This window comes from Paraburkholderia sp. BR14374 (assembly GCF_040948685.1).
In the GTDB taxonomy this organism is placed as follows: domain Bacteria; phylum Pseudomonadota; class Gammaproteobacteria; order Burkholderiales; family Burkholderiaceae; genus Paraburkholderia; species Paraburkholderia youngii.
Genome location: NZ_JBFPKF010000009.1, coordinates 74,885 through 100,038, shown reverse-complemented (window position 1 = coordinate 100,038; position 25,154 = coordinate 74,885). Strand labels below are relative to the sequence as shown.

16 protein-coding genes and 4 pseudogenes are annotated in these 25,154 nt (G+C 57.5%); 6 read left to right on the top strand and 14 right to left on the bottom strand.

The features are described from left to right. Nucleotides 1-553 precede the first annotated feature (553 nt). The 3 genes from AB3X86_RS21840 to AB3X86_RS21830 form a co-directional block, all read right to left on the bottom strand. A complete protein-coding gene (locus tag AB3X86_RS21840; protein ID WP_368597600.1) occupies nt 554-1,558 on the bottom strand; it encodes a glycoside hydrolase family 26 protein in 1,005 nt (334 codons plus the stop codon). Beyond that, nucleotides 1,559-2,749, bottom strand: coding sequence for a hypothetical protein (locus AB3X86_RS21835; protein ID WP_368597599.1), 1,191 nt, complete (start codon nt 2,747-2,749; stop codon nt 1,559-1,561). A 117-nt stretch (nt 2,750-2,866) separates the two neighbouring features. Further along, on the bottom strand, nt 2,867-3,586 hold the full coding sequence (locus tag AB3X86_RS21830) for a polysaccharide deacetylase family protein (protein ID WP_368597598.1): 720 nt from the start codon (nt 3,584-3,586) through the stop codon (nt 2,867-2,869). 196 nt (nt 3,587-3,782) lie between these two features. Between AB3X86_RS21830 and AB3X86_RS21825 the strand changes: the two genes are divergently transcribed. Then, nucleotides 3,783-4,958, top strand: coding sequence for a glycosyltransferase (locus tag AB3X86_RS21825; RefSeq protein ID WP_368597597.1), 1,176 nt, complete (start codon nt 3,783-3,785; stop codon nt 4,956-4,958). Between the two features lie 150 nt (nt 4,959-5,108). On the opposite strand, the gene AB3X86_RS21820 is transcribed toward AB3X86_RS21825, so the two are convergent. The 3 genes from AB3X86_RS21820 to AB3X86_RS21810 all read right to left on the bottom strand — a co-directional run bounded on the left by AB3X86_RS21820 (nt 5,109) and on the right by AB3X86_RS21810 (nt 8,174). Continuing rightward, nucleotides 5,109-5,552: a hypothetical protein gene (locus tag AB3X86_RS21820; RefSeq protein WP_176383863.1), complete on the bottom strand. Its 444-nt coding sequence runs from the start codon at nt 5,550-5,552 to the stop codon at nt 5,109-5,111. After that, nucleotides 5,552-7,459 (bottom strand): RICIN domain-containing protein, encoded by a 1,908-nt coding sequence (locus tag AB3X86_RS21815; protein ID WP_368597712.1) that lies wholly within the window; start codon nt 7,457-7,459, stop codon nt 5,552-5,554. Before AB3X86_RS21815 ends, AB3X86_RS21820 begins: the two co-directional genes overlap by 1 nt. A gap of 76 nt (nt 7,460-7,535) precedes the next feature. Next, nucleotides 7,536-8,174 (bottom strand): SCO family protein, encoded by a 639-nt coding sequence (locus AB3X86_RS21810; RefSeq protein WP_368597596.1) that lies wholly within the window; start codon nt 8,172-8,174, stop codon nt 7,536-7,538. Between the two features lie 373 nt (nt 8,175-8,547). Here AB3X86_RS21810 and AB3X86_RS21805 point away from each other — a divergent pair. Together AB3X86_RS21805 and AB3X86_RS21800 are read left to right on the top strand one after the other, a co-directional pair. Continuing rightward, nucleotides 8,548-8,796 (top strand): annotated as a pseudogene (locus tag AB3X86_RS21805) (DUF6788 family protein); the annotation flags it as partial. 163 nt (nt 8,797-8,959) lie between these two features. Further along, the gene (locus tag AB3X86_RS21800; protein ID WP_368597595.1) at nt 8,960-9,361 is read left to right on the top strand and encodes a recombinase family protein; all 402 of its coding nucleotides are present in this window, start codon (nt 8,960-8,962) and stop codon (nt 9,359-9,361) included. A 720-nt stretch (nt 9,362-10,081) separates the two neighbouring features. On the opposite strand, the gene AB3X86_RS21795 is transcribed toward AB3X86_RS21800, so the two are convergent. The 4 genes from AB3X86_RS21795 to AB3X86_RS21780 all read right to left on the bottom strand — a co-directional run bounded on the left by AB3X86_RS21795 (nt 10,082) and on the right by AB3X86_RS21780 (nt 16,651). Continuing rightward, nucleotides 10,082-12,280: a polysaccharide biosynthesis tyrosine autokinase gene (locus AB3X86_RS21795; protein WP_368597594.1), complete on the bottom strand. Its 2,199-nt coding sequence runs from the start codon at nt 12,278-12,280 to the stop codon at nt 10,082-10,084. A gap of 509 nt (nt 12,281-12,789) precedes the next feature. Beyond that, the gene (locus tag AB3X86_RS21790; protein WP_368597593.1) at nt 12,790-14,250 is read right to left on the bottom strand and encodes an oligosaccharide flippase family protein; all 1,461 of its coding nucleotides are present in this window, start codon (nt 14,248-14,250) and stop codon (nt 12,790-12,792) included. Next, on the bottom strand, nt 14,247-15,542 hold the full coding sequence (locus AB3X86_RS21785; protein ID WP_368597592.1) for a glycosyltransferase family 4 protein: 1,296 nt from the start codon (nt 15,540-15,542) through the stop codon (nt 14,247-14,249). Before AB3X86_RS21785 ends, AB3X86_RS21790 begins: the two co-directional genes overlap by 4 nt. Beyond that, nucleotides 15,539-16,651: a glycosyltransferase gene (locus AB3X86_RS21780; RefSeq protein WP_368597591.1), complete on the bottom strand. Its 1,113-nt coding sequence runs from the start codon at nt 16,649-16,651 to the stop codon at nt 15,539-15,541. Before AB3X86_RS21780 ends, AB3X86_RS21785 begins: the two co-directional genes overlap by 4 nt. 1,130 nt (nt 16,652-17,781) lie before the next feature. Here AB3X86_RS21780 and AB3X86_RS21775 point away from each other — a divergent pair. Together AB3X86_RS21775 and AB3X86_RS21770 are read left to right on the top strand one after the other, a co-directional pair. After that, nucleotides 17,782-18,447, top strand: a complete 666-nt coding sequence (locus AB3X86_RS21775) for a transposase (RefSeq protein WP_368597590.1) — start codon at nt 17,782-17,784, stop codon at nt 18,445-18,447. Between the two features lie 388 nt (nt 18,448-18,835). Next, entirely contained in the window at nt 18,836-18,973 is a 138-nt protein-coding gene (locus AB3X86_RS21770; protein WP_368597719.1) for a hypothetical protein, read from the top strand. A gap of 110 nt (nt 18,974-19,083) precedes the next feature. Here AB3X86_RS21770 and AB3X86_RS21765 read toward each other — a convergent pair. Then, nucleotides 19,084-19,231, bottom strand: a pseudogene (locus AB3X86_RS21765) (IS5/IS1182 family transposase); the annotation flags it as partial. A 42-nt stretch (nt 19,232-19,273) separates the two neighbouring features. Then, nucleotides 19,274-20,500 carry a glycoside hydrolase family 26 protein gene (locus AB3X86_RS21760; RefSeq protein WP_368597589.1) on the bottom strand — a complete coding sequence of 409 codons (1,227 nt, stop codon included), beginning with the start codon at nt 20,498-20,500 and terminating at the stop codon, nt 19,274-19,276. A 633-nt stretch (nt 20,501-21,133) separates the two neighbouring features. On the opposite strand from AB3X86_RS21760, the pseudogene AB3X86_RS21755 reads away from it, so the two are divergent. Next, nucleotides 21,134-21,932, top strand: a pseudogene (locus tag AB3X86_RS21755) (IS5 family transposase). A gap of 780 nt (nt 21,933-22,712) precedes the next feature. Here AB3X86_RS21755 and AB3X86_RS21750 read toward each other — a convergent pair. Further along, nucleotides 22,713-22,985, bottom strand: a pseudogene (locus tag AB3X86_RS21750) (IS110 family transposase); the annotation flags it as partial. 38 nt (nt 22,986-23,023) lie between these two features. Then, nucleotides 23,024-24,598: a transposase family protein gene (locus tag AB3X86_RS21745; RefSeq protein WP_368597588.1), complete on the bottom strand. Its 1,575-nt coding sequence runs from the start codon at nt 24,596-24,598 to the stop codon at nt 23,024-23,026. Nucleotides 24,599-25,154 lie beyond the last annotated feature (556 nt).

Below are 25,154 nucleotides of genomic sequence, written 5' to 3'. Positions count from 1 at the left end.
TGTGTGGAGTTTGGCTGTATTACGCAATATGACCATTTCGGGTGTCTGTGCGCTTGCGCACATCATGGATTGGTGAAGCTCGCCCGCGGCACCATGAGTTTAGCCCCGACTTGAGCACGCGGCGCGCGCAAGTCTTCGATTTGGCGCGGTTACGCGTGCCGGGAGGAGTCAGTTACTGGGTACAGGCGGGGTAAATGTTTAACAGGCGGAAGGCCTTTTCCTGAACGGGTGTGGGCCGCGTAGTCATCACGATCTTTGAGCTTGCCCCCGAAAAACGAATCCCTTGCTGAGCAGGTAAACTCAAGCAAGGAGAAGAACGATGACAAGCAAGGCAAAGCGAGCGCGGTGCTAACCAGGCACACACAATACCCTGCCGCGCGCCTTGTGGTTCCGGACTGATTTGCCTTTAAGCTGACACCGCAGATCCCGCCGGCCATCAAATCGGCGCCTTCTCCGCAAACGCAGTTGTTGGTATCACCGGGAATATTGATCGTCGGGATGCGGCGAGTTCGCCCATCGGTTGCAAACGATTCTCCATTCGGTATGCTAAAAACTATCGCTTACCGCCAAAAAGCTCCCGATATTTGTCGGCCGCTAGTGGAACGCGGCCCGATTGATCGCCGTAAATCACAGCGTTGGGACCGCCCAAGTGTGTGTTCCAGTATGATTGATACAGCACGTTCGGGGCACCGCTTTCGATCCAGCCATGGAAGTGTTCGATGAATTCCGGGTCGTCGCCATAGCCCTCAGGCCTCGTCGAGCAACCCCACTCCGGATAAGCCTCCGGTTTGCCGTGCGCCCGAGCAAACGCCCGAAACGATCTCAGTCCGGTCCGGGCGTTCAGCATATCGCCCCAGCCCTCGTGATACTCGTCGTAGACGTCCATCGACATGATGTCTACGACGTCGTCCCCTGGGTAGGCGCTCTGCCAGTTGAAGTTGCTGTGGCTCTGGAAGTCGGTGGTCCAGTCGAAGCGCAAGCCAGGGGCGACCTTTCGCATCACGTGTACAACGTGGCGATAAGCAGCCCTGTACCCTTCGGGATCCTTGATCGCGCTCCATCGGTACCAGTTACCGTTGTGCTCCCATCCAAGCCGGATGATGACCTGCTCAGGACGGCCAATCGCCTTAATGTTCCGCGCAAGACTTGCGAATGCGTAGTCGACTTTGCCACTCGTCACCGTCGCGAAGCCATGATCCGAAGCAAGAAGCAACGGGACGGACATCACCTCGACACGACGCGGGTCGCTATTGATCCAGCGTTGCGTTGTTGCGAGGTAATACGGCTCGGCGACATCTTGCCACTTTTCACGCGCGGTGAAGACGATGCGGTACTGCACCGGCTCGCCAAGCCATGCGCCGAACGAATCGTATTGGGCCGTGTACATGTCGCCTTCAGAATGCAGGCCTATCGCCGCGACTCCCGGTGATGCCGTCGAGTCGGACGCCGCATGCGTGATGACTGGCAACGCAGCTCCGAGCATCGCTAACGCGATGAGCGCGCGTTTAAGCCGAGGACGTCCGATCACCGCCGGTCTGGAGCGCACGGAAAGCACCACTTAGCCGCCCGCCAGGTCGACGTGTCCGGCCTCTGACGTCGTTTGGGGCAGACCGCCGCTCGATTGCACGGCAAAGAAGTAGAAAAGCGTGAAGACGGAGATCGGCTGCAGGAGGGCGCCCGAGAGGAAGAACTGCATACAGAAGAGCCCGACCGCAATCGGCAGGCTTTCAATGCCCGTGAAGATTCGAACCATGATCAACAGCAGCAGCGGAATGCCCCCGATCAGACCGTACTCGATGATCGCCTTCGGGATGGCTGGGAAGTTCGCGACTCTGTCGTCTACTCTGATGCGGTCCGCATTACCCGCACCATAGCCTATGAGCATGCTGGATGCGTCTTCAAACGCCAGTTCGCGCATGCGCTCATAAGGCGTGGAGAAGCGAATAGAAGCGCTGCTGCCCTGATCGTTGATTTCGCCCGAACGCTTGAGCACGGCCGGGTTCGACGCGACGGTGGCAGCGATAGCCACCACCGCAAGTCCCGCCAGGATTGCGGCCCGCCGATTGTGCAGGTTCGCGATGATGGCGAACGGGAGCGTAATTGCGATGAACAGCAGACCCGTTCCAGAAAAGGTCGTGGCGAGCGCGACAATCTGCATAGCAATCGCCGTGACGCGCCGGAACATCATGACCTCGATCAGCAGTGCGAGTGCCAGGAACTGTGAGAGAAACGACGGTTCGAGGAACACGTACGCGTTCGACTTGTAGATCTCCGATCCGTACTGGATCGGATAGCTCACTTCATAGTTGGACATCGTGAACTCTTTCGGCAAGCCGCCGAGAGGGTCGCTATATGGGATATGCAGGAACGCCTGACTGCCGTATTGATACAGCGCGACGGCTGCAAAGACGCACATCATGTTGGAGAACCACCGGTAGCCGTCGGCTGTGGTGGAATGCAAGGGCGCCCCGTCCGGTACGACGAAGGAGAAAGGCAGGTAGAGCACAAGCAGGTAAATCAGCGAATTCGCCGAAAACTCCCTGCCCGTGCAGATAGACGTGCCGATCAGTATGCACCCCACGCAGAGGACGCTCAGCAAGAGGCCCCGCCGGACGACCACTTCTCTGCGCACACAAACCAGCAGCGCGGCGCCAGCATAGATTGCCAACGCAACGGGAACAGGGTTCGTGCCAGGGATGAGCGACAGGCGTTGCGTGACGATGGCTAGAAAGAAGAGCCAAAAAGTCATCTTTTGTGATCGCGGAGTATGCATTGCGGTCTCGGCTTGTACATGGCGCGCTGGATTGCGCGCCCCGACGGTCATCGGACTGTAGCGGGCGCACCTATTGCGGTCGATGCTTCCCGCCTATCCGGGTTCAAAGCTGCGGTTTGCGTCCGGCGAACCCACCACCCTGGCGCAGATATCGAAGATAGTAAGCGAAATGATGGCGGGTGCGACCGAGCATCTCCTCGATCTCCTTTTTCGATCCGAGTAGTCCCTGCACTCAGCATCGTCGCAACGCGTCGGAATCGGATGAAAGCGGGTATGCGATTCGAAATCGACGTAACGGCGCATCGCCTGAACCTGCTCCGCGCTGAGTCCGCTGCCCTGGCTTTCTTCAGCAGCGGCGTGCTGCATGAAGCCAGCCGATTGCAGTCTTCCAAGGCGTTCTACATTCCTCATTGTTTTCAGTCGTTCGACACCCAGGTGCGCAACACCCGGATGAAGCCACCAGTGCGCGCGCGCCTGCCCGACGATGCTGCTGCATATGAAAATCGTCTGACGAACGTTGGGCTTGATGAAGACCGGCAGCAATTCTGCATTGCGCACGTGTCCGTCGTCGAGTGTGATGGCGGCGCGACGGCGGCCGCGTCCCCGTGCATTTACCTTACTGAACGGCACGATGTCGCAGACGGTTTTCAGATACATCAGATGAGCATCGAGCGACTGCGGCGACGGATCGTGATCGAGCAACACGGCGACCCGACCGCGCCAGAAAAGACGCCAGATTGCTGCCGCGATGCCGCTCGAGAAAGCGAAGCGCGTGAAGAAAGTTCGCAGGAACATCCTCGGCTTTGATGGCATTGTCAAGTCATAGCTAATCGTGATGTATTGGGTTTATACCAGTCGCTGCCGCAGTGCACCGTACGGTTTCGCACAGAGGTCGATTTTCACTCGGATTACGCTGCATTGTGCGACAGGCCGGTTTTATAAGTTCGCGCCATATTCAAGCTGGACATCGTTCGGGGCGACGTGTCTCGACGGAACATCGAGGAACAAAATGCAGCGCTCAAGGATCCTGGTCATTAACGATTACCGTGAGCTCGGTGGCGCGGAAATCATCTATCAGCTTTCCGTGGACGTTCTCAAGGCGACGCCGTGTGTCGACGTCGAATGCTTCGACCTGCAGAAAGCGTCCTTGCGCGGATCGGTTTTGACTAAGACGTGGAATTTCCCCGCCGCCGTGGCGCTTGCGAAAACGATCGAGGCGTTCCGGCCTGACCGCGTGCTGGTTCACAACTATCACAACGCGCTCTCTTCGTCCGTGCTGTGGGTGCTTCGCCGCTACAAGCGGAAATACGGCTTCCTCGCGTACATGACGTGTCATGACTTCTATCTCGTCTATTACAATGCCGCGCTTATGCACTACGTCGACGGCAAGAGCAAGCCGCTCGATCTCAACATCCTGCGAACACGACGCGCGCTGCTTGCGCGCAGCAGTGCGAGCGGGCCCGTGTACGACACGTTCAAGAAGATGCACTGGCACGTCGCCCGAATGCTCGGCAACCCGACGCGTCTGTTCGACATGTTCCTGTGCCCGAGTCCTTTTATGCAGGAAGCGTTGCACAAGGCCGGAATTCCGAATACCGCAAGTCTTTTTAATCCTTCGGTCATGAGCGAGCCACTGTCGCAGCCGAAGGTTTGCTCACGCGACAAGATCGTCCTCGCATTCGTCGGCCGCGTGGCGCCGGAGAAAGGTCTCAGCCAGCTCATCGGGCTCGCGCGGGCGACGAGTTTTGCGTACATCGATCACATCGCGGTCTACGGAGACGGACCGGGCCTGCCCTCTATAAGAGAATCGCATACGGACCTCATCGAGTCCGGGCAACTGGTCATGCATGGGGCGCTTCCGCGCGACAAACTCTTTGCCGAACTGCGGCGTTCGGCCGACGCGCTGATCCTGCCGTCGGTAGGTGCGGAAAACGCACCGCTCGTCGTCGTTGAAGCGGCTCAGATGGGCCTGCCCATGCTGGTCCACGATATCGGCAGCCTGTCGACTTTCGGCGAAGAGATCGGCAACAAGATCAAGTACTCGTTCCATCCGACGAGCTTTGTCAAGGCACTCGGAGAGGTCGTTGCGCACCTCTCCGATAAAAACCGGAAATACGATGTGAGTGCGTATTCGCTGCCCGCCTATGCGGTGCGGCTGGCGTCGCTGATGGACGTTGGTGAGTGAGTTCGTAGCGGTAAGCGACCGAGGATAGGCGGCAGCTCAAAGTCCGGACAAGCGATGACATCATTCGCTTGTCGGCACCGTCTTGGCGTGGCTCGTTTGAAGTTGCGCCGCGCCGGCATGCAATGCTCGACGCGCGGTATGCAAACACCGCTAACGATTCGTTAGATACTCCCAAAGCGCCTCGCATTCACTATCGGATAGCTGATACTGAGGCATCGCCTTGCGCAGCAACACGTTGGCTGGGTCGATCCCATGCCTGACCGCGCGACAGAAGCCCCCCGGCTGGTAGCTGCTGGCTGGGCCGCCTCGACGACTCTTTGCGTCGAGCAGGAGCGCCGCAGTCAGCGGCGGCGCGAAGGTGCCGGATTTATCGGTTCCAGCGTGGCAGTTCACGCACCGCGTCGTCCACGGCGGCAGCGGACGATCGTCGTCGCGCAGGTGCGCTGCGACCGCATGTTGGCCGTTGTAGATCGCACACCCCAAATCACCCGATTTACAGAGCTGCTGCTCGGCATGCGCCAGGCGCACTACGGCGGCCAGCCCCAGGCAGACCGCTACGCGCGCCGCCGGGCGCCGGAATGATAATGCCGCCATCAGTGAAGGCGCAGCGTGCGCGACACGCTCGGCACACCGTTCGCGTTCAGTGCGAAAAGCATGTAGTAGCCCGGTACCGCGACGCCAGGATCGGCCGGAATGTTCAGCAGGTACTCGCCGCCCGTGCCCACCGAGAACGTTACCGGCACGCGTCGCTGCTCATTATTGACCGTATGCGTTGCTGACGACAGGCGCATCAGTGCGAACGACTTAACACCGCTACTCGCTGCAACGGCGATGACGGTGCCTAGCGTGGCGTCGGTCGGTGCCGAACTCATGGTCGGACGCGTTGCTGCCGTTCCATCCGCGTTGAGCAGATAGGGCGGTGTCAGTATTTCGACGTCCGGGTGGTTGGTCGCGCAGCCGCCGCACAGCCCGCCGCCGCTGCTCAGGACGCGGCCGTCTGGAAGCAGCAGCGCAACGCTGTGGTAGACGCGCGGCACGGCTTGGGGAGCGAGTTGCCTGAAGACCTTCGTCGTCGGATCCCACAGTTCCGGCGTCAGCACGGCGGTATCGTCCGAAAACGGTTGCGCGAAGGCTTGACCGCCCACCACGACAACCTGCCCGTTCGGCAATACGACGCTGTTGCTGAATGCCCGCGCATAGCTCATCGGCGGTAGTGCGGTCGCGGTCGCAGTGCCGGTGCTGATATCGATGAGCGTGGCATTGGAAGTAGCGTTGGCTTGCTCGTAACTCGGCGCGCCGCCGACGGCAAGAATCTTGCCGATGTCGTACATGACGGCGTTGCCGTTCATCGCATCGGTGTCGTTTGCTCTATTGCCAGCATCAGTTACAGTGCCGTTGCCGGCCGTGTCAAACCAGTGCATCGCCACGCTTGGCCCAGCATGGAAAACCCGGCCGTTGGACACTGCAAACATCCACGCATGATTATCGGCGCGATAGATGCCCGCCGCGTCATTGGTGAGGATATAGTCGGCGAGCAGCGACCAGTTCACCATCCAGCCAGAACCGGACGTCCAGGTTTCACCGGTCTTGTTGCCCCAGCCTCCATTCCACGAGCCACCGATCACAAACACGCTGCCATTGCTCAACGTGACGCTGCTGTGATAGGCACGCCCGATGTTCATCTGGGCGCCGGACGACCACGCGCCGCTCGACTGCGAATAGAGGCTGGTCATGGCGCTGTCGGACCCCCCGGTCACAAACACACTACCGTCAGGGAGATTGGCGATGCCCGGGCAAAACATGTCGTGTCCAGTATTGCTGACTAGCGCCTGTTTACTGGTCAAGGTCTTCGGATTAAAGATTGCCGTGTACGTCCTGCCTGGCGTGACTTCGCCAGAGCTGAAGGAATTCGTGTAATCAGCCGACCAGAGCAATATGTTCCCGTTGGGCAAATTGGACGCCGCTGCCGGAACGATAGGAAGCGCGATCGGCGCAGTCCACTTCGAAGGCAGCGCTGTCACATTGATGCCGCTTACCGCCCAAGTCTGCGTGGCGTCGCCCCCGCAGCTCTGCTGCAGGACCTGCGGGCCCTGTGCGGTCGTGCCCGCCGCGGCCAGGCACAATCCGCTGTGCGACGGGACGATCGCGTAACCGCTGCCTTGCGGCGTCAAATTGAAAGTCTGGTTCGCTTGGCCGTTGCAGGTCCACTGGATCACGGGCGCGCCGGCTGTCACGCTTGCGCCCGACACGTCCATGCAAAGACCGCTGTGCTGATTGACGAATACGTACCCGGCGCCGGAAGGCGTGGCCGTCCAAGTCTGATTCGTTTCGTTGTTGCAACTCCACGTGATCACCGCGGTGCCTGGCGTGACCTCGTCGTTGTAATCGTCCGCACATAGAGTCGTGCCGCTCAGGGTTATTGTGCCCGTCGTCTGTGCCTGAGCGAGTCCAGGATGCGCGAAGAAGGACGATGCGAATGCCAACCCAATCAACGCATTCATACATCTTGCAAGCGATTGAGAGAACATCATGGCGAAACGGATTCGTGGCATGGTCTTATTCTCCGTTGAGGTCGAATTACACACGTCCCAGCGCAGCAAGCACATCACAGACATCTTCCAAGCGCGGAAGCTCGGCACTACGCCAGCGCAGGTTTGCGCTCGCATCGAAGCAGTAGATTTGCGTCGAATGACCGGCGAGATTGCCAAGGGCAAGCGGACTACCGGATAGCGCGATTCGCATCCGGTCGACGTTTTCCAAAGAGGGCGTAGCGGCATTCCATGCGGGGCCTGCATCAAAACGCAAAAGCCAGTCGCGTAAAGCGGATGGCGAATCTGAAAGCGGGTCAATTCCGATTGAGAGCAACTGAACAGGGTAGCGGGCGCGGATTTTTGGCAAATGTTCCTGAACAGCGCTGAACAGCGCTCCCTGTAAAGGGCATACCGAACTACATCCGGTATAGATCGTCTGCACCGCTGTGACGCCTTGAAGAAGAACAGCGTTAAGACGTCGCCGTTTAGCTGTCTGGTCGATCACCCAGAAATCGTCGAGACGAGCCGGCGGGCTGACAAGCCCCAGGTTTCCATGCTGAGCATATGAAGGACGGCAGATAGCGGCCATCGCAGCCAAGGCCATATTGGATAGCAAGGCGCGTCGACTCAGCTTTCGAGCCGGGAAATCGTGCTCGCGGCGCGCGCGAGTTATTTGATGGAGCATTGGCACCTTTCTCCGCAAATGTCTAATGGACAGCCAACTACACGCGGTTAGTAATGCTTCCGGCGCGACAGTCGTCGAACAAGGCGCGCAACCCTTCGCAACAGCTGCTTCTTCTCACTCTCGTACCTATGATTCAACCAGCCCGACAAGCGTAGCACGAGGGCTCCGCGTCGAGGCCGATTCTTAGGTGCACTATTTACTTTGGTTTGTGCGGTTGACCATACTCGGATATTCTGGGTTCCCTTAGCGATGGCTACTGGAAAGCAGTTTGAAAACTTTATTGTTTGTTATCTTTGATAAGAGTCAAGTAAGGACGCATTGATCAATAAGCTCCTCGCGCGTGTTCTCATCGCGGTCACAATTGCTGAAATAAATGCCAGCGTTAGAGACGCTCTTGCGCGGCTCGCTCATCGAGCGCTACAAGCGCTGCGGCAAACCGGGCTGCCGGTGCGCAGACGGCCCCGGCCATGGTCCCAAGTACTCCCTGTCCGTGAGCTTCCCCGGCCGCCGTCCGCAAATGGACTACGTGCCGCAAGCCGATTACACCGACGTCGCCGCGCACCTGGCGAACTATCACCGCGTTCGCGAGATCATCGAGGAGATCTGCGAGATCAACCGCGAACTATTGCGCCGCCGCGAGGCGCTCTTAGAGGCGCCGGTGAGCCAGTCGTCGCTGTCGCTCGCCAACTTCATCGATCCGCAATCGGCCGGCGTACTCGTCGCCAACATGCTCGAGGCTTGGCTCACTGCCGAGCCTGCGCTGGAGCTGGCCGAAGAGGCCTTCGATGAACACCAGGATCACCCCCCAACATCAAAGCAAGCCGGCCTACATATACATCCGCCAGTCGACGCTGGCCCAGGTGCGACACCATCAGGAGAGCACCGAGCGTCAATACGCGTTACGCGACAAAGCGCTGGCACTGGGTTCGCCGGAGACGGCGATCCGGGTCCTGGACCGCGACCTCGGTCAATCGGGGGCCCAGTTGACGGGGCGCGAAGACTTCAAGACCCTCGTAGCGGACGTCTCGATGGGGAACGTGGGTGCCGTATTCGCACTGGAGGTTTCCCGCCTGGCACGCTCGAATCTGGGACTGGCATCGCCCGCTCGAGTTGTGCGCGCTCACCCATACGCTCGTGATCGACGCCGATGGCTGCTACGACGCGGGGGGACTTCAACGACGGCCTGACACCTGGCCTCAAAGGTACGATGGCACAGGCCGGACTGCACTTCTTGCGCGGCCGCCTCCGGGGCGGCAAACTCAACAAAGCGAAGAAGGGTGAGTTGCGCTTTCCACTGCCCGTCGGCTTGTGCTGCGGCGATGACGGGCGCATCGTCCTCGTGCCCAACAGCTTCCCTCGCGGGTCACCTGCCATAGCCTGACTTTCGGCGTGGGCGGACTATTGGACTTACCACGTTCCCGTCCTTGCCGACCCAAATCTTCCCGGGCCTATCCGTTTAGCGCCTGCCTTTCCCCCGACAGCTCTTGTGACGACGTGCTTCCAATAGTGACGGAAACAACCGGCTGCATACCTTTTTGGTCTGGGCCTTTCAGCCGCATTGGCCCAATCGTCATAACGAGGGTTACAACAGTTCACTTATGTTGCGCATGCGGAACTTGCCTTGCACCTCACACCGCACGGCGGCTGGCAGTGTCGATCCCTTCCCTGTCACCGGGGTGAACCGTCAACCGAGAGGCACGTTGTCTCCAGAGCTTCACACGCACCCGTTACCGGGTACGCATGTCCAGATAGGCAACTGCTGGTCGTACAGCAGGTCACGGCACCGCGACCAATCTTACTATCGCCGCGCGTGACAAGGCAAAAACGAGCTTTACCGCCTACTATATGCCGCATAACGCGCGGCTGACGGCGACACGTGTCGCACCACCACTCTTGACGTTAGCTCCTCACGCGATACCATGCAGTCCAGCATAGCCATACTCGCCGAGATGCAGCTTGGCACCATTAAGGATCACGCCGGTAATACGCACGCCGCTACGATCCATGCGCTTCGCACACTCTTCAAGTTCAGCCAGCTTCGTGACTTCCGACATCGCGACCACAAATACAGTCCCTGCGTTCTGCGCAAGCACCGCCGCATCCGACACCGTTAGAATCGGCGGAGCATCGACGATGACGAGATCGTACTCCTGCGCGCAATCATCGAGCATCTGATTCAGGCGCGGCGAAAGCAGAAGTTCGCCAGGTTCCGCTGGCTGCAGTCCGGTCGCAACGAAGTCCAGATTCGACGCCGCGTCATGCTGAATGACCGCGCTAAGGCCTGCGCGCCCTTCGAGAAAATCGACGAGGCCCTGCTTATGCCCAGCGTTGAAGTACCTGCGCAGATGGCCATTTCTCAAATCTGCATCGATCAGCAGCACGCGCTTGCCCGAGGAGGCCACCACACGAGCGAAGTTGGCCGACACGAACGATTTGCCCACGCCTGGCGTCGCCCCGGTAACCAACACGATCTTGTTGGAAATGCCGTCCTTGCCGTGATTCAGCGTCATGCGAAGCGCGCGAAGGCCTTCAACTGCCGGATCTGCCTTGGATGCTTCCGCCAGCAAGGTCGCGTTCCCCTCCTTGCGCTCCGACTTCAGCATCACTCGCTGACGCCTGCTGTAAGGAATCGTCGCATAGACGTTAATGCCGAGCGCACGCTCGATTTCGCTGGGGGTCTTTACACCGCACAGGACCGTACTGCGTACGAACGCATATGCGAGGCCGCTCAGCAAGCCGAACAGCGAAAACAGCACGACGACGATCGACTTTTTCGGAAACACAGGATCTTCGGGAACCGCAGGCGTATCGATCAGGCGCACGGTCCCGACCTTCCCCGCCTTCACCAGTTCCAGCTGCTGCGCATTGTTAAGCAGCGCGGTGTACAAAGCGGAATCCACTTTGACCTGCATTTCCGAGCGAGCAACCTCCTGTTGCAAGTCAGGAAAGCGCGCCATTTGCTGCGCATAGAGGCTGATTTGCTCTTCAAGCCCTTTAATTTGCCTGTCGACCGACACGACGGACAGATAACTCGGCGCGAAGCGTGTGGCCAGGTCCCGGCGCTGCTGTTGCAGTGCAAGAAGCTGTGCCTTGGCCGCGCTCATTTGCGCGATCGCCTGCTTCGCCTCTTCCGGCAAGTCGACGACACCCGCCCTACGATGCAACTCCGTGTCGGCCTGCTGTGACTTCTCCAGTTGCGTCTTCAAAACGGGCAGTTGCCGTTTCAGAAAATCGAGCGAATTTGACGCTTCTAGCGACTTCCTCTCCATGTTCTGCAAGATGAACTGCCTGGCAATCTCCTTCAGCGTATCGCTGACGATCACCGGATCCTTTCCGCGCAGTTTCGCAACCAAAATGCCCGAATCCTTTACCTTCTCCTGAATGCTGAGCTGGCTCTGGATACGTTCGATCGTCTTCAGGCGCGAATTGCGATACAGGTCGAACGTGACTCCTGGCTGCCCGCTAGCGCCAGTCACCAGGAGTTGGATCGGGCCACGCGTTGTCGAGAACGACTGAAGCTTTCCAATTTCGCCTATGACGGGCGCATCAAGTGCGGGTCCGGACAGCGTGAAGCGGTGATTGGGCTCCAGAGTAAGCCGGAATTGCTTTCCCTCCAGCTTCGCGGGCACGTCGAACTTGTCGATCGAAAGCGACTCCCTGCCCCACGCAAACCCCCCGACACCGAAGATGCCCGGCGTCATGTCGCTTTCGAGGTATCGTGCGACCAGCGAGCCGATGACCGGAAATCGCCGGGGCTTCGCGTCGATGAAGAGCGCTTGCTTGTCGACCGCGCGGGTGACGATTGCGCGCGACGAAAGGATCTGACTTTCGGCTGCGGTCGTCGACTTGTTATCGTTGATGCTCGACACCGCATCCAGCATGCTTCGGTCAGACGTCGGGTCCGCACGAGTGTCGACCTGAATCATAATGTCGCTTTCATACACGGGCGGTGCAACCATCGCATAGACTGCGCCGAGCAGGGCGAAGGCAGCGGTACATGCCGCAATGCGCCAGCGGTTTTGTCGCAGCACGACAAGTATGCCGGGGAGGTCCATATCAGTGTTTGTGATGTGGACATCCTTAAAAGAAAGTTGCGCAGGATTCATGGTTGCCTTTTCTCGCCAAATAAAGCTGGTGGTCTCATTTGCATGTTGAATGACTAGTGGTCCGACGATACAGCCGGACTTCGACCGATGCCCGATGGAGGCGAAACCGATGATCCCAAAGCCGCAACATCGAACCCTCCGGTCCCAAGCGATGCAGTCTCCTCGCTGCAACGCTTCGGCCAAGATAAAATCAACGTGCAACGCGCCGCGTTGGAGTCGAGGTATGACGATTGACACCCCTGAACCATCTTTCCAGCGCCTCAGCCAACACTCGAAGAATACAAGCACTGGGAATCAATGATGTGCGTTAGCTCACCTTTCCAGGCCTTAAAGACGGATAAAATGCGTGACGCGCAAAATTTGCAGACACCGATAGTCGCGAGGTTCACGAGGACGCCCGTTGACTCGTCGTCAGGCATTCGCCGCGCAGGGCCGATCTGCGCGCATGGTCAACGTCGCAGGTCATATGAAAACCTCGGTTCTATACGACGCTGTTGCATTGCCCCTTGTCAACGCTGCCTCAGTCCACTGCCCGATGCGCCGTGCACAATCATCAGAGCAGAATTCCGCTCGCGGAGCGAAAAGACCGCGACGGCTCCAACAAAAATTGCCGCGCCCACGATTTCAAAGACGTTAGGAAGTAAAAGACTTCGCAACGCCCATATGATAGCGGCTGCGAGCGCGTAATAGAAAAGCACAGGAGACAAAATTCGCCGGAACACTTGCGCGGTCGTGAGCCCCGCCTCCTCGCGAAAAAACCACAAATGGTAGGACAATGCCATCGCCGCGTATGAAACCGACGCCCAAGAGAGCATCTTCTCCAGGCCGAGCGAAATCGTCGCCCACATCACCGCGAGCTGGACGATGACCTGAATCGACATCCAAGCAAGTGCCTTGAACGGCGAGCCGGTACTTTGCTGATAAGCGGACATCGTCGCGCCGGCAAAGGTCTGGAACGACCAAAGCACCGCGAACTGGATCAGCATGTCCGCATGCACCAGGAAACGCGGGCCGAGAACAGATTGTGTGACAAGTCGCGAGCCAATCGCCAGCGTGAGGAAGAAGGTGATATAGGCGGCGTTAGACCACACGAATACCGAAATTGTCTTGTCCGCGCGGGGGCGGTCGGACAGGCGGTCGCGCGAAAAATATGGCATCGTGAACCGGCGAATGAGCAACGAAGCGAACGACGTCCCTTGAACGACGAGTTGTTTGATCGAGGCGTAAATGCCGAATATCTCAAGCGACATCGTGGAAGCCACAATCAATTCGTCTGCCTTGCCGCCGAGAATGTTAAACAACTGCCCCGTCAGCTGGGTTCCCATATAGTAGTAAAGCCGCGTGGCACGCGCCCGTCGCGTCACGCTCACGAGCATCACCTTCAGCGTGTCCAACTGAAACGATGACATCAAGACAAATTTCGCTCCAATGGTGCAAATGAACCCTATCACCACGCAATTGAGCGAATCGAAATGCCACGCGGTTCCGACCGTCACGGCGACGCCGACCAGCTTGCTAAAGACTTCCGAAATGGCAAGCCGTTCGATATCCAGCGCGCGCACGGCGAAGCCTTGTAGAGCTCCGACCAGAACGACGAACGGCAGCGCGGGCGCGACCAATAGCAGGGTCACCCACGCAGTTTCTGCAACACCCAGTTCTCTAAGGGCCAGCGCGATCACGAGATCGACCACCGCCGCGAAACCAATCATTCTCGGCAACGCCGAGCCGAGAATGAGAGCGACACGCCGGCGAGTTCCGCGCTCCTGGATGATGAACCCTTCCCATCCGAAGTCGCAGAACGTCGTGAAAATCGATACGACGAGAAGCTGAGTGGAGACGATACCCAACTGCCGATAGCCAAAATGGCGCGACAAAAAAGCGATTTGCGCCAACGTCAAGACGCCCATCATTCCTGCCGCCAGTAACTGTACTGCGCCCTTGCGGGCCAACTGCAAAACGCCAAAATTCACTGTGCGCCTCCTAATACAGGAGCCGTCTTGGCGACCGGTGCAGCCAGGCAAGTTCTCAAGATATCCAGATACCGGTTTCGGTTGATGTCGAAATTGAACTGTTCAGACGCAAATCTAGCCGAGGCCTTGCTCAGGAGCCTGTACAGATTTGCATCACGCGCGAGGTCCACGCATCGTAGCGCGATCTCGTTGGCATCGGCGCAGATGAACAGTTCGCGGCCCGACTCGACGGACATCCCGATCACGCCATCCGCGGTTGTGATCGTCGGAATGCCTCTGGCGAGCGATTCGAGGATCTTCGTCTTTATTCCAGTGCCGCCAAACATCGGTGCAATATGGATGTGCATGCTGTCGAAAAGATCATCCGGATTGTCGAGGAAACCGGTGAAAAAAACGTCGGGGCGCTGGTAGCGCGCAATGAGCTCCGGCGGGCAACGACCGATCGCATGGAAGCGATAGTCGACGCCAAGATGAGTCAATGCGGGCAACACGCTTTCGAGCACGTAGCGCAGCGACTGTCGGTTCGCCGTCGTATGCATGTTCCCGAAGAACATCAAATTGATCCTGTCAGTTGGACTGGGAAGCAGGCGATCCGGTGCATTCCGAATTTTGGTCGTCGGCGGAACAGCATAGACGTTATCCGCACCCGTCATCTGTTTGAAGAGAGCTGCTTCCGCGTGCGACACGAACACCACGGCGTTGTGCCTGGTCGCGCTGTTGCGCTCCATCCGGCTGATAGCCCACCGCTCATATCTCAAAACGGTTCTAGAGAACCGGTTCGCGATCTTGGCGGCGAAGGCAGGCATGCGGTCCTCGTACGTACCGAGCAAACGATTGCCGACACTCGCGCGGATATTGTGGAGATAGCGCACCGAAAGCAGATCGTCCAGTTCCACGACTGAAATGCAGTCCTTGGTCTGGAATAGCATCGAAGTCCGCAGCATGTCCGCAATAACCAGCTTGCATTTCTGATCGTCGATGATGGAACGAATAAGTCGCTTCCCACTGCGAGACAGATACATTGCTACCTGCAAAGGCAGCGGGCGTGCGGTAATGATCCATTCAAGGATCCAATTGGGGGCCGTCGGCAAGTCAAGCAGATGAAATCTAAATTTAGGAAAGCGCGCATAATACCGCTGCAGGTCAACCAACTCGTTCTTCCCTTTGAAAATGACAACGCTTACTTTATGCTGGTTCTCGAGGAATTGGAGAGACTGGAAGATCATGTTTTCTCGTCCGCCAGCGGCCGGAATAAACGGTCGCGAAGCGATATACAAAATGGGAACACTCATTTACATTTCTCCAAAAATGATTTGAATTTGTCAAATGAAGAGTTCCGATCGAATATGTCCGAGTTTTCGGCAAGCACTGCCTTCCGGTCCAGTTGTGCCAGACGGTTTCGGTCATTCAAAAGCGCAATCCATTCGCTTTCCGAGTCGCTGACGATCACTGACGGGTCCTTGACCAACGGTATCCCCCGGACACCTTTGGACGTGCTGATTACCGATCTCCTGTTGTAAATTGATTCGGCGACTTTCACGTTCATTCCCGCGCCCGACACAATGGGCGAGAGAAAGACATTGGATTTGTTCCAAATCTCGGAAGATTGATCGACGAATCCATGTCCGATGACGTTTTTGCGTTGATAACGATCAGCTTCGGAGCCGGCACCCATCAAATGGAAAATAACTTTATTTTCGTCGATGTGTGGAATGATTCTGGAAAGTAGCCATTCGACAGCATCCTGATTCGGCCACCACTCCATGTTGCCAAGAAACGCGAGATGAATTGGCTTATCGGTTGCCGACGGCGCTATTCTTTCCGCTGGCATGTAATCGAAGGCCGGCAACATGCAAAAGCGATTGCCAAACGGCTCAAGGGCCGCGTCTTTGGCCAACTCGTCCGGGGAGATAAATACATGATTGCGGATCAGCGCGTTTGCGCGCTCCTGAAAGCGCCGCAATTTGCGGCACTCGGACTTCAGAACGGCTGAGGTGATCGGGTTGCTAATCTTCTTCAAGCGATCTTCATAAAGCGTCGCCTCGTCGTTATGCTGTATCAGAATCGAATTCGCGCCGATCTGGTTGCGAAGATACACGACTGTTTCCAAATGATCGAAAACGACTATGTCCGGTGTTACGCTTGCCGTTAGCCTCGACAACGCGCGGTGAGCGCTCGGTCGATCGAAATATAAAACCTTCGCCGGCAATGGACCGAACAACGACCGCAAAAACGAGAACGCGATTCTGAGTTTTCTCCACTTCGGCAAATCGTCATACACGTAGAGGACATCAACTCGAGCGCATACTCTCCGCAATTGCGAAAGAATCTGATTCGAGTAGACCATACCGCCATTCGATGACTTCGCATCATGCACATGCGACAAGAACAAGGCATTCATCTGTAGAATCCTATAATATGTCCAGATCGCACAAACATTGCAGAGGAAATACGCGGTCCCGGCACCCTTACGTCACATAGCAACGACCACCGTATTAACCGAAAATCTGTGGCACCGTTTGCAGTTACTTTGGACTCCTTTTTGTATACCGCATGACATGTCGCGTTAGTGTATTTCAGCAATGATCGCCGTTTATAGTCACTTCAGATTTTACGCCTTGGTCTTAAATGGCCGGCGATGTCATATGCGCAAGAGCATGCAATCGGAAGCCAATTCGCCTCTGTTAGCAAGCGCACATATCATATGTGAATCCAGACCACTTAAAACGCAAGGTGCGAAGTATTCCTCACAATTTACGGCAACGAAAACGGTACTGAATTCTCACCTAGGAAATCGCTTTGTTTTAACCGACCAAAGATCACTGCCGGACCCTGAAAAAACGCAATGAAAAGTCTGACATAATGTTACTGAAAAAATCTCGCCTCGCGAATCAAGCGCGAATTGAGCAGTTCTGGCTCGTGCTCGTCGAAGCGGAGCGCTAGCACAGCTTCGCCGTGCAAAAGAAAGTTCGCGTAACGAGATCCCTTAAATAAAATATCTTTTCGATAATTGTTTCATGGCACCGAGAGGGAATGCGAACGACCTGGCATGACGATAAGATCCTAAAATTGAACGCTCTGTGCGAAATAACACATTGCACGGCAGCTTTTGACGGCAATGGAAAATGACAGGCTTAGTTAATATTATTACCTGACCAGACACATTCCAATTTAAGTGTCCCGGGCAAATCTTTTCGGATTTCGCTAACCTGCCGCCGTAATGATGCTAGGGTAGCGGATGATGTGTGGTAGAGCTGAGGGAAGCCGAGGAAATGACGTTGCAGCAGCTGTCAATCGATCACATACATGGGGACACGCGCACGCGAGCGGCGGTCCTTTTGCTGCTTGGGCGGGGGGGGGGGTGCACCTATGTCGTTCGTCAAGCATTAGGGGCGGATTTTGGTTGATAGAGGGTGCCGTCGCGCAGCATTGCGAACAACACGTCGCAGCGTCGTCTGGCAAGGGCGATAAGCGCTTGATTGTGGCGCTTGGGCAATGTCAACTTGAAGGCGGGCTGGGTAGAATGGCGAAATGAAAAAGAGCACCTCGCCGTATCACGGTTTCCGTTTCCCATCCGCGGTCATCAGCTGCGCGGTACGCTGGTACCATCGCTTCAATCTGAGCCTGCGCGACATCGAGGAATTGCTGCCCGAACGTGGTGTGGTGGTCACATATGAGTCGGTGCGCAACCGGTGCGACCGGTTTGGTGCGACGTTCGCCTGCCGGGCCAAAGCAGTCCGGCCGCGATCGGGCACGACGTGGCATTTGGATGAGGTCTTCGTGAAACTGCGCGGGGAGCCATACGTGCTGTGGCGCGCGGTGGACGAACATGGGACCGAACTGGACCACCCGGTGCCCCGGAAGATCGTCACCGACCAGTTGCGCAGCTACCCGGCGGCAAAGGCCGAGGTGCCACAGCTGGCCAATGTGAAACACGTGTTCGTGAAGGGTTCGGCCCGGGTGAACGACCGGGCGGAAAACAGCCACCAGCCGACGCGCCGGCGTGAGCGCCAGATGCAGGGTTTCCGTGATCCACGACGCACGCAGCGCTTTCTGCCGAGCTTCGGACCGATCCGGCAACACTTCGCCTTACCCCGTCAACGCATGGACGCTGCTACTCACCGTGCCCATCTGAAGCAACGTGTCGACGGCTGGTATGGCTGGAGCGCAGCCGACCTGGTCAAGCACACCCGGTAATCAGAAGGAATCCTCCGGACTGCCAATTCGTACGGTCATCTTCCTTCAATTTGACAAGCCCCCAGCACGGCACGACGGAGAGGTTCGCGACGCCCACGACCGGACGTCCTGCTTGACGCTCTCCACACACTGCCCACAAAGGCCCCCTCGCTGGCTCAGGTAGTGTTATGGAGTGCCAGCCTCGGCGGCTATCTCGAATCGCAAGCATGATCGTCCCTCTCGACCAACGTCATATGGTGTGGCTTCCTTTCGCTGCGCGAGATTACTGAGATGTACCGGATATTTCGGCAAAACGAATGAACCTCGCAACGCTAAAGAAGTGGCTAACCCTCAGCTTGTGGGGCGAGAGTGACCATCTTTCTTCCGGACACCTCCGATACCCGAGAACTTGTCGCGCGAACATGCGCTCGCCGTCGTTGAAGTCATTGAGGCTCTGCGCGCGCGCATCGCACTGCATGACCTGCTGCACGAGCGGCATGCGCCTACCGACGATCCTCGCCTCAACCACAGCGGCGATCGCATTTGACGGGGAGTGGCTATCCCGACCGTCAACGGCGCTACTTCGTTGACGGTCCTGGTCAACCATGTGCCAATGACTTTCCACCTTGGGAACTGGTCTACCAGACGGTGCACCCGCCGCACGATCCAGCGCAGCGTGTTGAACATCTCGCGCAGTTCGTAGCGGCGCTGCGGTGCGGTCCTAGTTCATCAAGGTCAGGTACGAAGCAGCGAAGTATCACTCTTCATCCGATACATCCGTTGGGTATGGCCTGCGCTTTTTCATCGTGACAGGATACTTGGTCCGACAAAGGGCGCCTAACACCTTCTAGCGAGAGAACAAGGCTTTATATTGTGCTGCCGCCAACGGTACGTTCCCAGAGAGAGGCCCTTGAATAGCAGCATTGGGCCCACCCAGGTTCGTGTTCCAGTACGAATGGTAAAGGACATTGCTACCACCTGCCATCAACCAGTTGTACATGTTTGTGATGAAGGTGGGATTATCACCATGGCCACTCGCGTCGATTGAACAGGACCATTCAGGATAGGCTTCCTTCTTGCCGTGGGCAGCAGCAAAGGCGCGAAGCTGTGTGATATTTGCTGCTCCGCTAGTGATGTCGCTCCAGCCATTGGGATTCCACTCGTCGTAGACATCCATCGACACGATATCCACACTGGCGTCGCCAGGATAGGCCGTCTGCCAGTTGAAAGTGTCGTAGGCCTGGAAGTCGGTACACCAGTCGAATCGGAGACCGGGCGCGATGGCCTTCATCAGCTGCGCGACGTGCGCGAACGCCGCCGCGTAGCCATTAGGATCACTACGGGAATTCCATGCATACCAGTTGCCGTTATGTTCCCAGCCAAGCCGGATAATCACCTGGGCCGGATTCCCAATGGACTTGATGTTGTTGGCCAGTGCCTGCCATGTCGCATCCTGTGCCCCCCCTGCGATGCTTGCAAATGTATCCGATCCCAGCAGCAGCGGAACGGACATAACTTCATAGCGACCAGGCTGTGCAATCCATGTCTGTGTGGCAGACAGGAAATACGGTGTGGCTACGTCTGACCATGAATCGCGGGCGGTGAACGTCAGCCGATACAGGTCCGGCTTGCCAAGCCATGCACTGAATGCGGCATAAAGCGAAACATCGTTGTCGCCTTCACAATGTACGCCGATCGCAGGTCCCGTGGATGATGCGACGCGGGGGTCCGAGGAAGTGTTCCACGTACTGCCCGACCACACCCACCAGCTTCCATAGGCAGATTGGTAGATGTTGCCGCCGTACAGCAGCAGTAGGGTGACGTTCTGTGAGAACCCCGCCTTCGCGCTTCCCTTGTATATCACGCCGTTCTTTACCGTCCACGTATTGCCGGAGGCGTCGATGATCGACGAGGCGGGCGGAATGGTCGTGCCATCGGGTGACGGTCGCTGTGCGGCATTGGCTAATGCTTCTGGCGAAGCGGCTCCAGAGTCGGTTCCGCCCCCGCATGCCGTCAAGATATAGCTACTAACAACTGCTGTGGCACCAGTAAGAAATTGGCGACGTTTTAGCATATGAATAATCCTTTATGTAAATGCCATTAGTAGTCCAAATTACAAGCAAGATAAATTCGCCTGAGGCATCGGACCGGTCCGATGGCGCGATTGTCTAAAATTTCAGGGGGAGAAGCGCAGGCAACCGGCGCAGTGAAAACGTTCGCACCAAGATGAGTACTTGACCTCGGGACAAGCCTTCGCGGCGCGCGCTGCGGTCAGGGAAAAGAGAGCTGGTGCTCTTGTGCGGCATTGGCTAATACTTCTGCGAAGCGGCTCCAGAGTCGGTCCCGGCCCCGCATTGACGACGTTTTAGCATATGGATAATCCTTTTATGTAAGTTCCGTTAGTAGTCCAAATTAGGACCTGCCAGAACAGTAGATTCAAATAAGTCCGACTACGTTTGACTTCACCGCCGCTGGATCGAAATCACTAAGCCCATGGAACCAGAATAGGGCGAGCAACCCCGCGAAAACTATTTTACGAAAGTTGGCTGCGTCCCTACCCGAACATAAATGCGCTTACACGCTCGATAATCGGGAAATCCAGAAAGCTCGTTGACCGGGTACCTGCGAAGAAATCGCGACGTCATACAGCGGAAGTCGGTTCTAGACGGTGTTATGAGCTTTCGGCCAGGCCTGGTATCCTGGCCGGATGAAAAAATGCAGACCCTACCCAACGGATATGTCGGATGAAGAATGGTACTTCGCTGCTCCGTACCTGGCCCTTGATGAGCAAGGACGCGCCACAGCGCAGATACGAATTGCGCGAAATGTTCAACGCTTTGCGCTGGATTGTCCGCGCGGGTGCGCCGTGGCGTCTGCTGCCCAATGCCTTTCCGACTTGGAAGACGGTCTACCAGCAGACGCAACGCTGGATTCAGGCGGACTGTTTTGAAGCCATGGTCAATGACCTGCGCTCGATCATCCGGGTGGCGCAGGATCGTCGAGGTCAGCCCAGTGCAGTGATCCTTGATGGCCGGACGCTGCAATCGAGCGGACCGCGTGCAGGCTATGACGGGTACAAACGCAAGAAAGGCAGCAAGGTGCACATCGCGGTTGATACCTTGTGGCAACTGCTCGCAGTGCATGTGACGCCGGCCAACGAACAGGAGCGTGCACAGGTTGGAGAACTGGCGCGGCAGGTCCAGCAGGTTACGGGTCAGACTGTCAAGGTAGCATTCGCGGATCAGGCGTACACCAGCGAAGCGCCCGCGCAGGCGGCACTCGACGAGGGCATTGAGCTTCAGGTCATCAAGCTGTCCGAGGCGAAAAAGGGCTTTGTACTGTTGCCACGTCGCTGGGTGGTTGAGCGCAGCTTTGGCTGGCTTAACCGCTTCCGCCGATTGGCCAGGGATTACGAGCGATTGCCGGAAACCCTGGCTGGCTTGCACTTTGTCGTGTTTTCCGTGCTTATTCTTGGTCACTTTGCATCCCTTACCAAAAGTGCATAACACCGTCTAGACAGCGGTGATCCGTCTATTCCAAAGGAGTCGCCAACTAGGGGCCGTCGTCTTTCTGGGCTGCGCTTTGGAGTCCGCCTTACCGGCACGAACGGTAGGTAGATATCAAAGACCCGAGGCGACGCCAATACGTTAGGCGGAAGTACAAGGTTATTTCGCTTGCATTACGGAGTGCAAAATGAACTCCGTGTTGTCCCAAAAAACCTTGCGCCGCTCAGCAAGCTACTCGCCTTGACTTCGCGATTTAGGGGTAAATCCTACCTTCAACATCGGCGCAGGGAAAGACTGCAACAGTCTTTTTCGGCCAAAAAGCAGAATTTCTCTCTAATCTCCCGGTCCGATCGCAAAACATTTGGACTTTTTGTGGCGTTATGCGGGTGGGACGCCCCATCTCCAGGGCTTCGACTCAAGTAGGCCTCGTTTGCGCGACGCTATCAACTGAAGATTCGGCGATGAAATAGTGATATCCGTATCTAGAGCGCAGTCTTCGTAATTGAAGCGTGCCGCACCTTCCGACGCCAGCAGGCGATTCGCAACGCGCGCAAGTGAACCTACTCCGGGCGGCGCAGCTGTAGTGTCGACGGTAGATCCGGCTGATATCCGTGGGTTGGTTACCACATTACAGGGTTCCGTCTTGTGAACCTGCCGCGCTCTATGATCGAGAGTCTGCCCCGTGGGGTGTCTCGTAGAATCTTCGCGGATTGTTCCGGACCGTGCTGCGCCGTCCTCAGCAGACTCTTCTTCCTCCGTTGAATGCGCAATGTGCTGCGATCAGTGCGTGTACGGTTGCGGCTCAGGCGCGGGTGGGGTCATTCGCGCGAATGCGGCCAGCTCCCGGGCGATGGCGATTACGGCAACGTTGCGATGCTTGCCACGCGCAACCAGTCTTCGATATCGCTTGCACAGCCGCAGTTGTGCGTCCCGCGCGCGATCGATGATCGCCTTGGGTAAACCGTCGTGGCGTTGCTGGATGGCGGGGCTCACCTTGGCGAGGTGACGGTATGACCAGGCTGCTGCGACCAGCAGGTGACGCGTGTGGCGCGACAATCTGGATGAGAGACGTGTTGCCTCACGGGATGATGTTACTCCCGGGCAACTGTCGCTCTCCGGTTGTTTTGCGATGAAGGCTGGTGCTGCGTAGCAGCGCCAGCCTTCATCGCGTCGGCGTCGCCGAGTATCCTGATCACCAGTTCCCTCGCGCGATTCGATCTCCATGCCTTTACGCAGCGCTGCAGAGTACGCAGTTGGGCGCCAGAATACATTGCCGGTGCCATGGCGACTAGACGCTCATGTAGCTTCTTCGCCGTGATGCCGGGCTCTCCTTCAAGCCATTGCTGTACTGTCGGCCAGGTGTGCTCGAGCGGATCTTCCCGGCTGCGCCAGTCATGTGGCACGCGCGATTTTCGATGATGCGTCGGTCTTACCTCGCCGTCCGGCCACGCTGTCCCAAGACTCGCCAGGAAATCCGTGAGGGAGACGCGTCCAGGTTTTTTTGCCTCCTTCGGCGCAGTGCCTAATTCGCTGCATTTCGCGACATGCTGCTGCGCTTCGCGTATTCGGCTCACGAGGTCCAGCGGGTCGAGTGCCCGAAACTGAGCACGTAGTTTGCGTTTGGTTGCTTTGGGCACCGATGCCGAGCGCAGGACGCGCTCAAGTGGCGTCAAGGGCGCTTCATATCGCTTCGTGACCCTCGCGCCATGACGTGTCTTGGATTTCAGCTTGAATGAAGGCTGGAAGAAGTTAATGTACAGACGCGACACCTGGTAAAGGGATGCAAGGGTTTCCGTGGCTGCAAGTCCACGCAACCTGCCATACCCGACGAGGCGGCGCACGACTGATCCATTCTTTTGCTCGACCCACGCCTGGTCATTTTTCTTGTAGGCACGTGAGCGTGTCAGCTCGATACCAGTCGCCTTGCAGAAATCGAACATGGCCTCGTTCATGAAGGCTGTATCGTTATCGCAATCCAGACCGCGAAGCGGAAACGGCAAGACTCGGCTAACCCGTTCGATATGCTCGAGAACGAGCGCACCGCTTCGATAGGGCATTGCCAGGCATTGGGTCCAGCCGGTCGCGATATCGGTCATCACGAGACTGTGCACGAAGTCGCCGTCGATCTTGGTGCCACCGCAATGCTCGACGAAATCAATCTCAAGATAGCCGGGTAGCGGATTATTCCAGTCAGAGAAGGTCCGGATCGGCACCGCACGGCGTATCGCATTGCCGATTCCGCCAGCGCGCCGGCGTTGACCCGCAAAAGCCTGTTCGCGCACGTCACGCAGCAGCCGGTCAATGGTGGCGGCGCTGATCCGGTTCAGCCGCTGGCGAACCTCCTTCGAGAGCGACAGGTGACCATGCCTTGTCATCGCGTCGATCAGCGTTGCGATGAGCGCCTTGAGCCGTTTGCCGCAGATCCTGTCGGCAGCCTCCCACAGCGTGATCAGCGCGGCCCGCACCTCATCGTCATAGCGTCGCTGGGGGCCGGGCTTCTTCCTCGAAGCCGCAGGCTCGCGACACAGACACAGCACACGGATAGCGTGCTTGCGGTGATACCCAGTCACCTGAACAAACTCGTCCAGTATCTCGCGCTTATCGTTCCGGTCAGAACGGCGGTACCGCTCACCGACTGCCTCAGTCAATTCCCGTCGTGTTGTCATGCTGAGCCGCCTCGTCATAAGTCGTCCCCGCCAGCATTCTGACGGGTAACAAAATGGAAAGGACGCCTCCCCCCGCAAGGGCCGACGGATATATGGGCGATGAGGCGGCGAGGTGGGCGGTTTTCGCAGCCGACGACACCAAATGTGTGAAAGTGCCAGTTCTGAAACCACCACTCAAGCTCAAGAGAACACGAATGGAATTTACCGCTGTCGGCGTCGACGTTGCTAAACGAGTGTTCCAGTTGCACTGGGTCGAGCCGAAGACCGGGGAGATACGCTCGACGCCTCGCAGGCCTGCAAGGGCGCTCCCTGGGTCATCAAGGTTGCCGATCTGCAGCACCCTGAGGTACAGAGGGGTTCGTTCGGGACGTCGCGGCGCCCGCTACCAGAAGACCCGCAGCAAATTCCCCTTGAACTTCAGTAACGTGGTGAGGTGAGCACTATGTCGCGTACTCGGTTGGCCCCATGAGAATCAGGTTGGCGCCGTTGCGCAGCCAGCCGTCGCCAGCGCAAAGTGCCCAGACGTGCGCGCGGGCTTTGTCAAATTGAAGGAAGA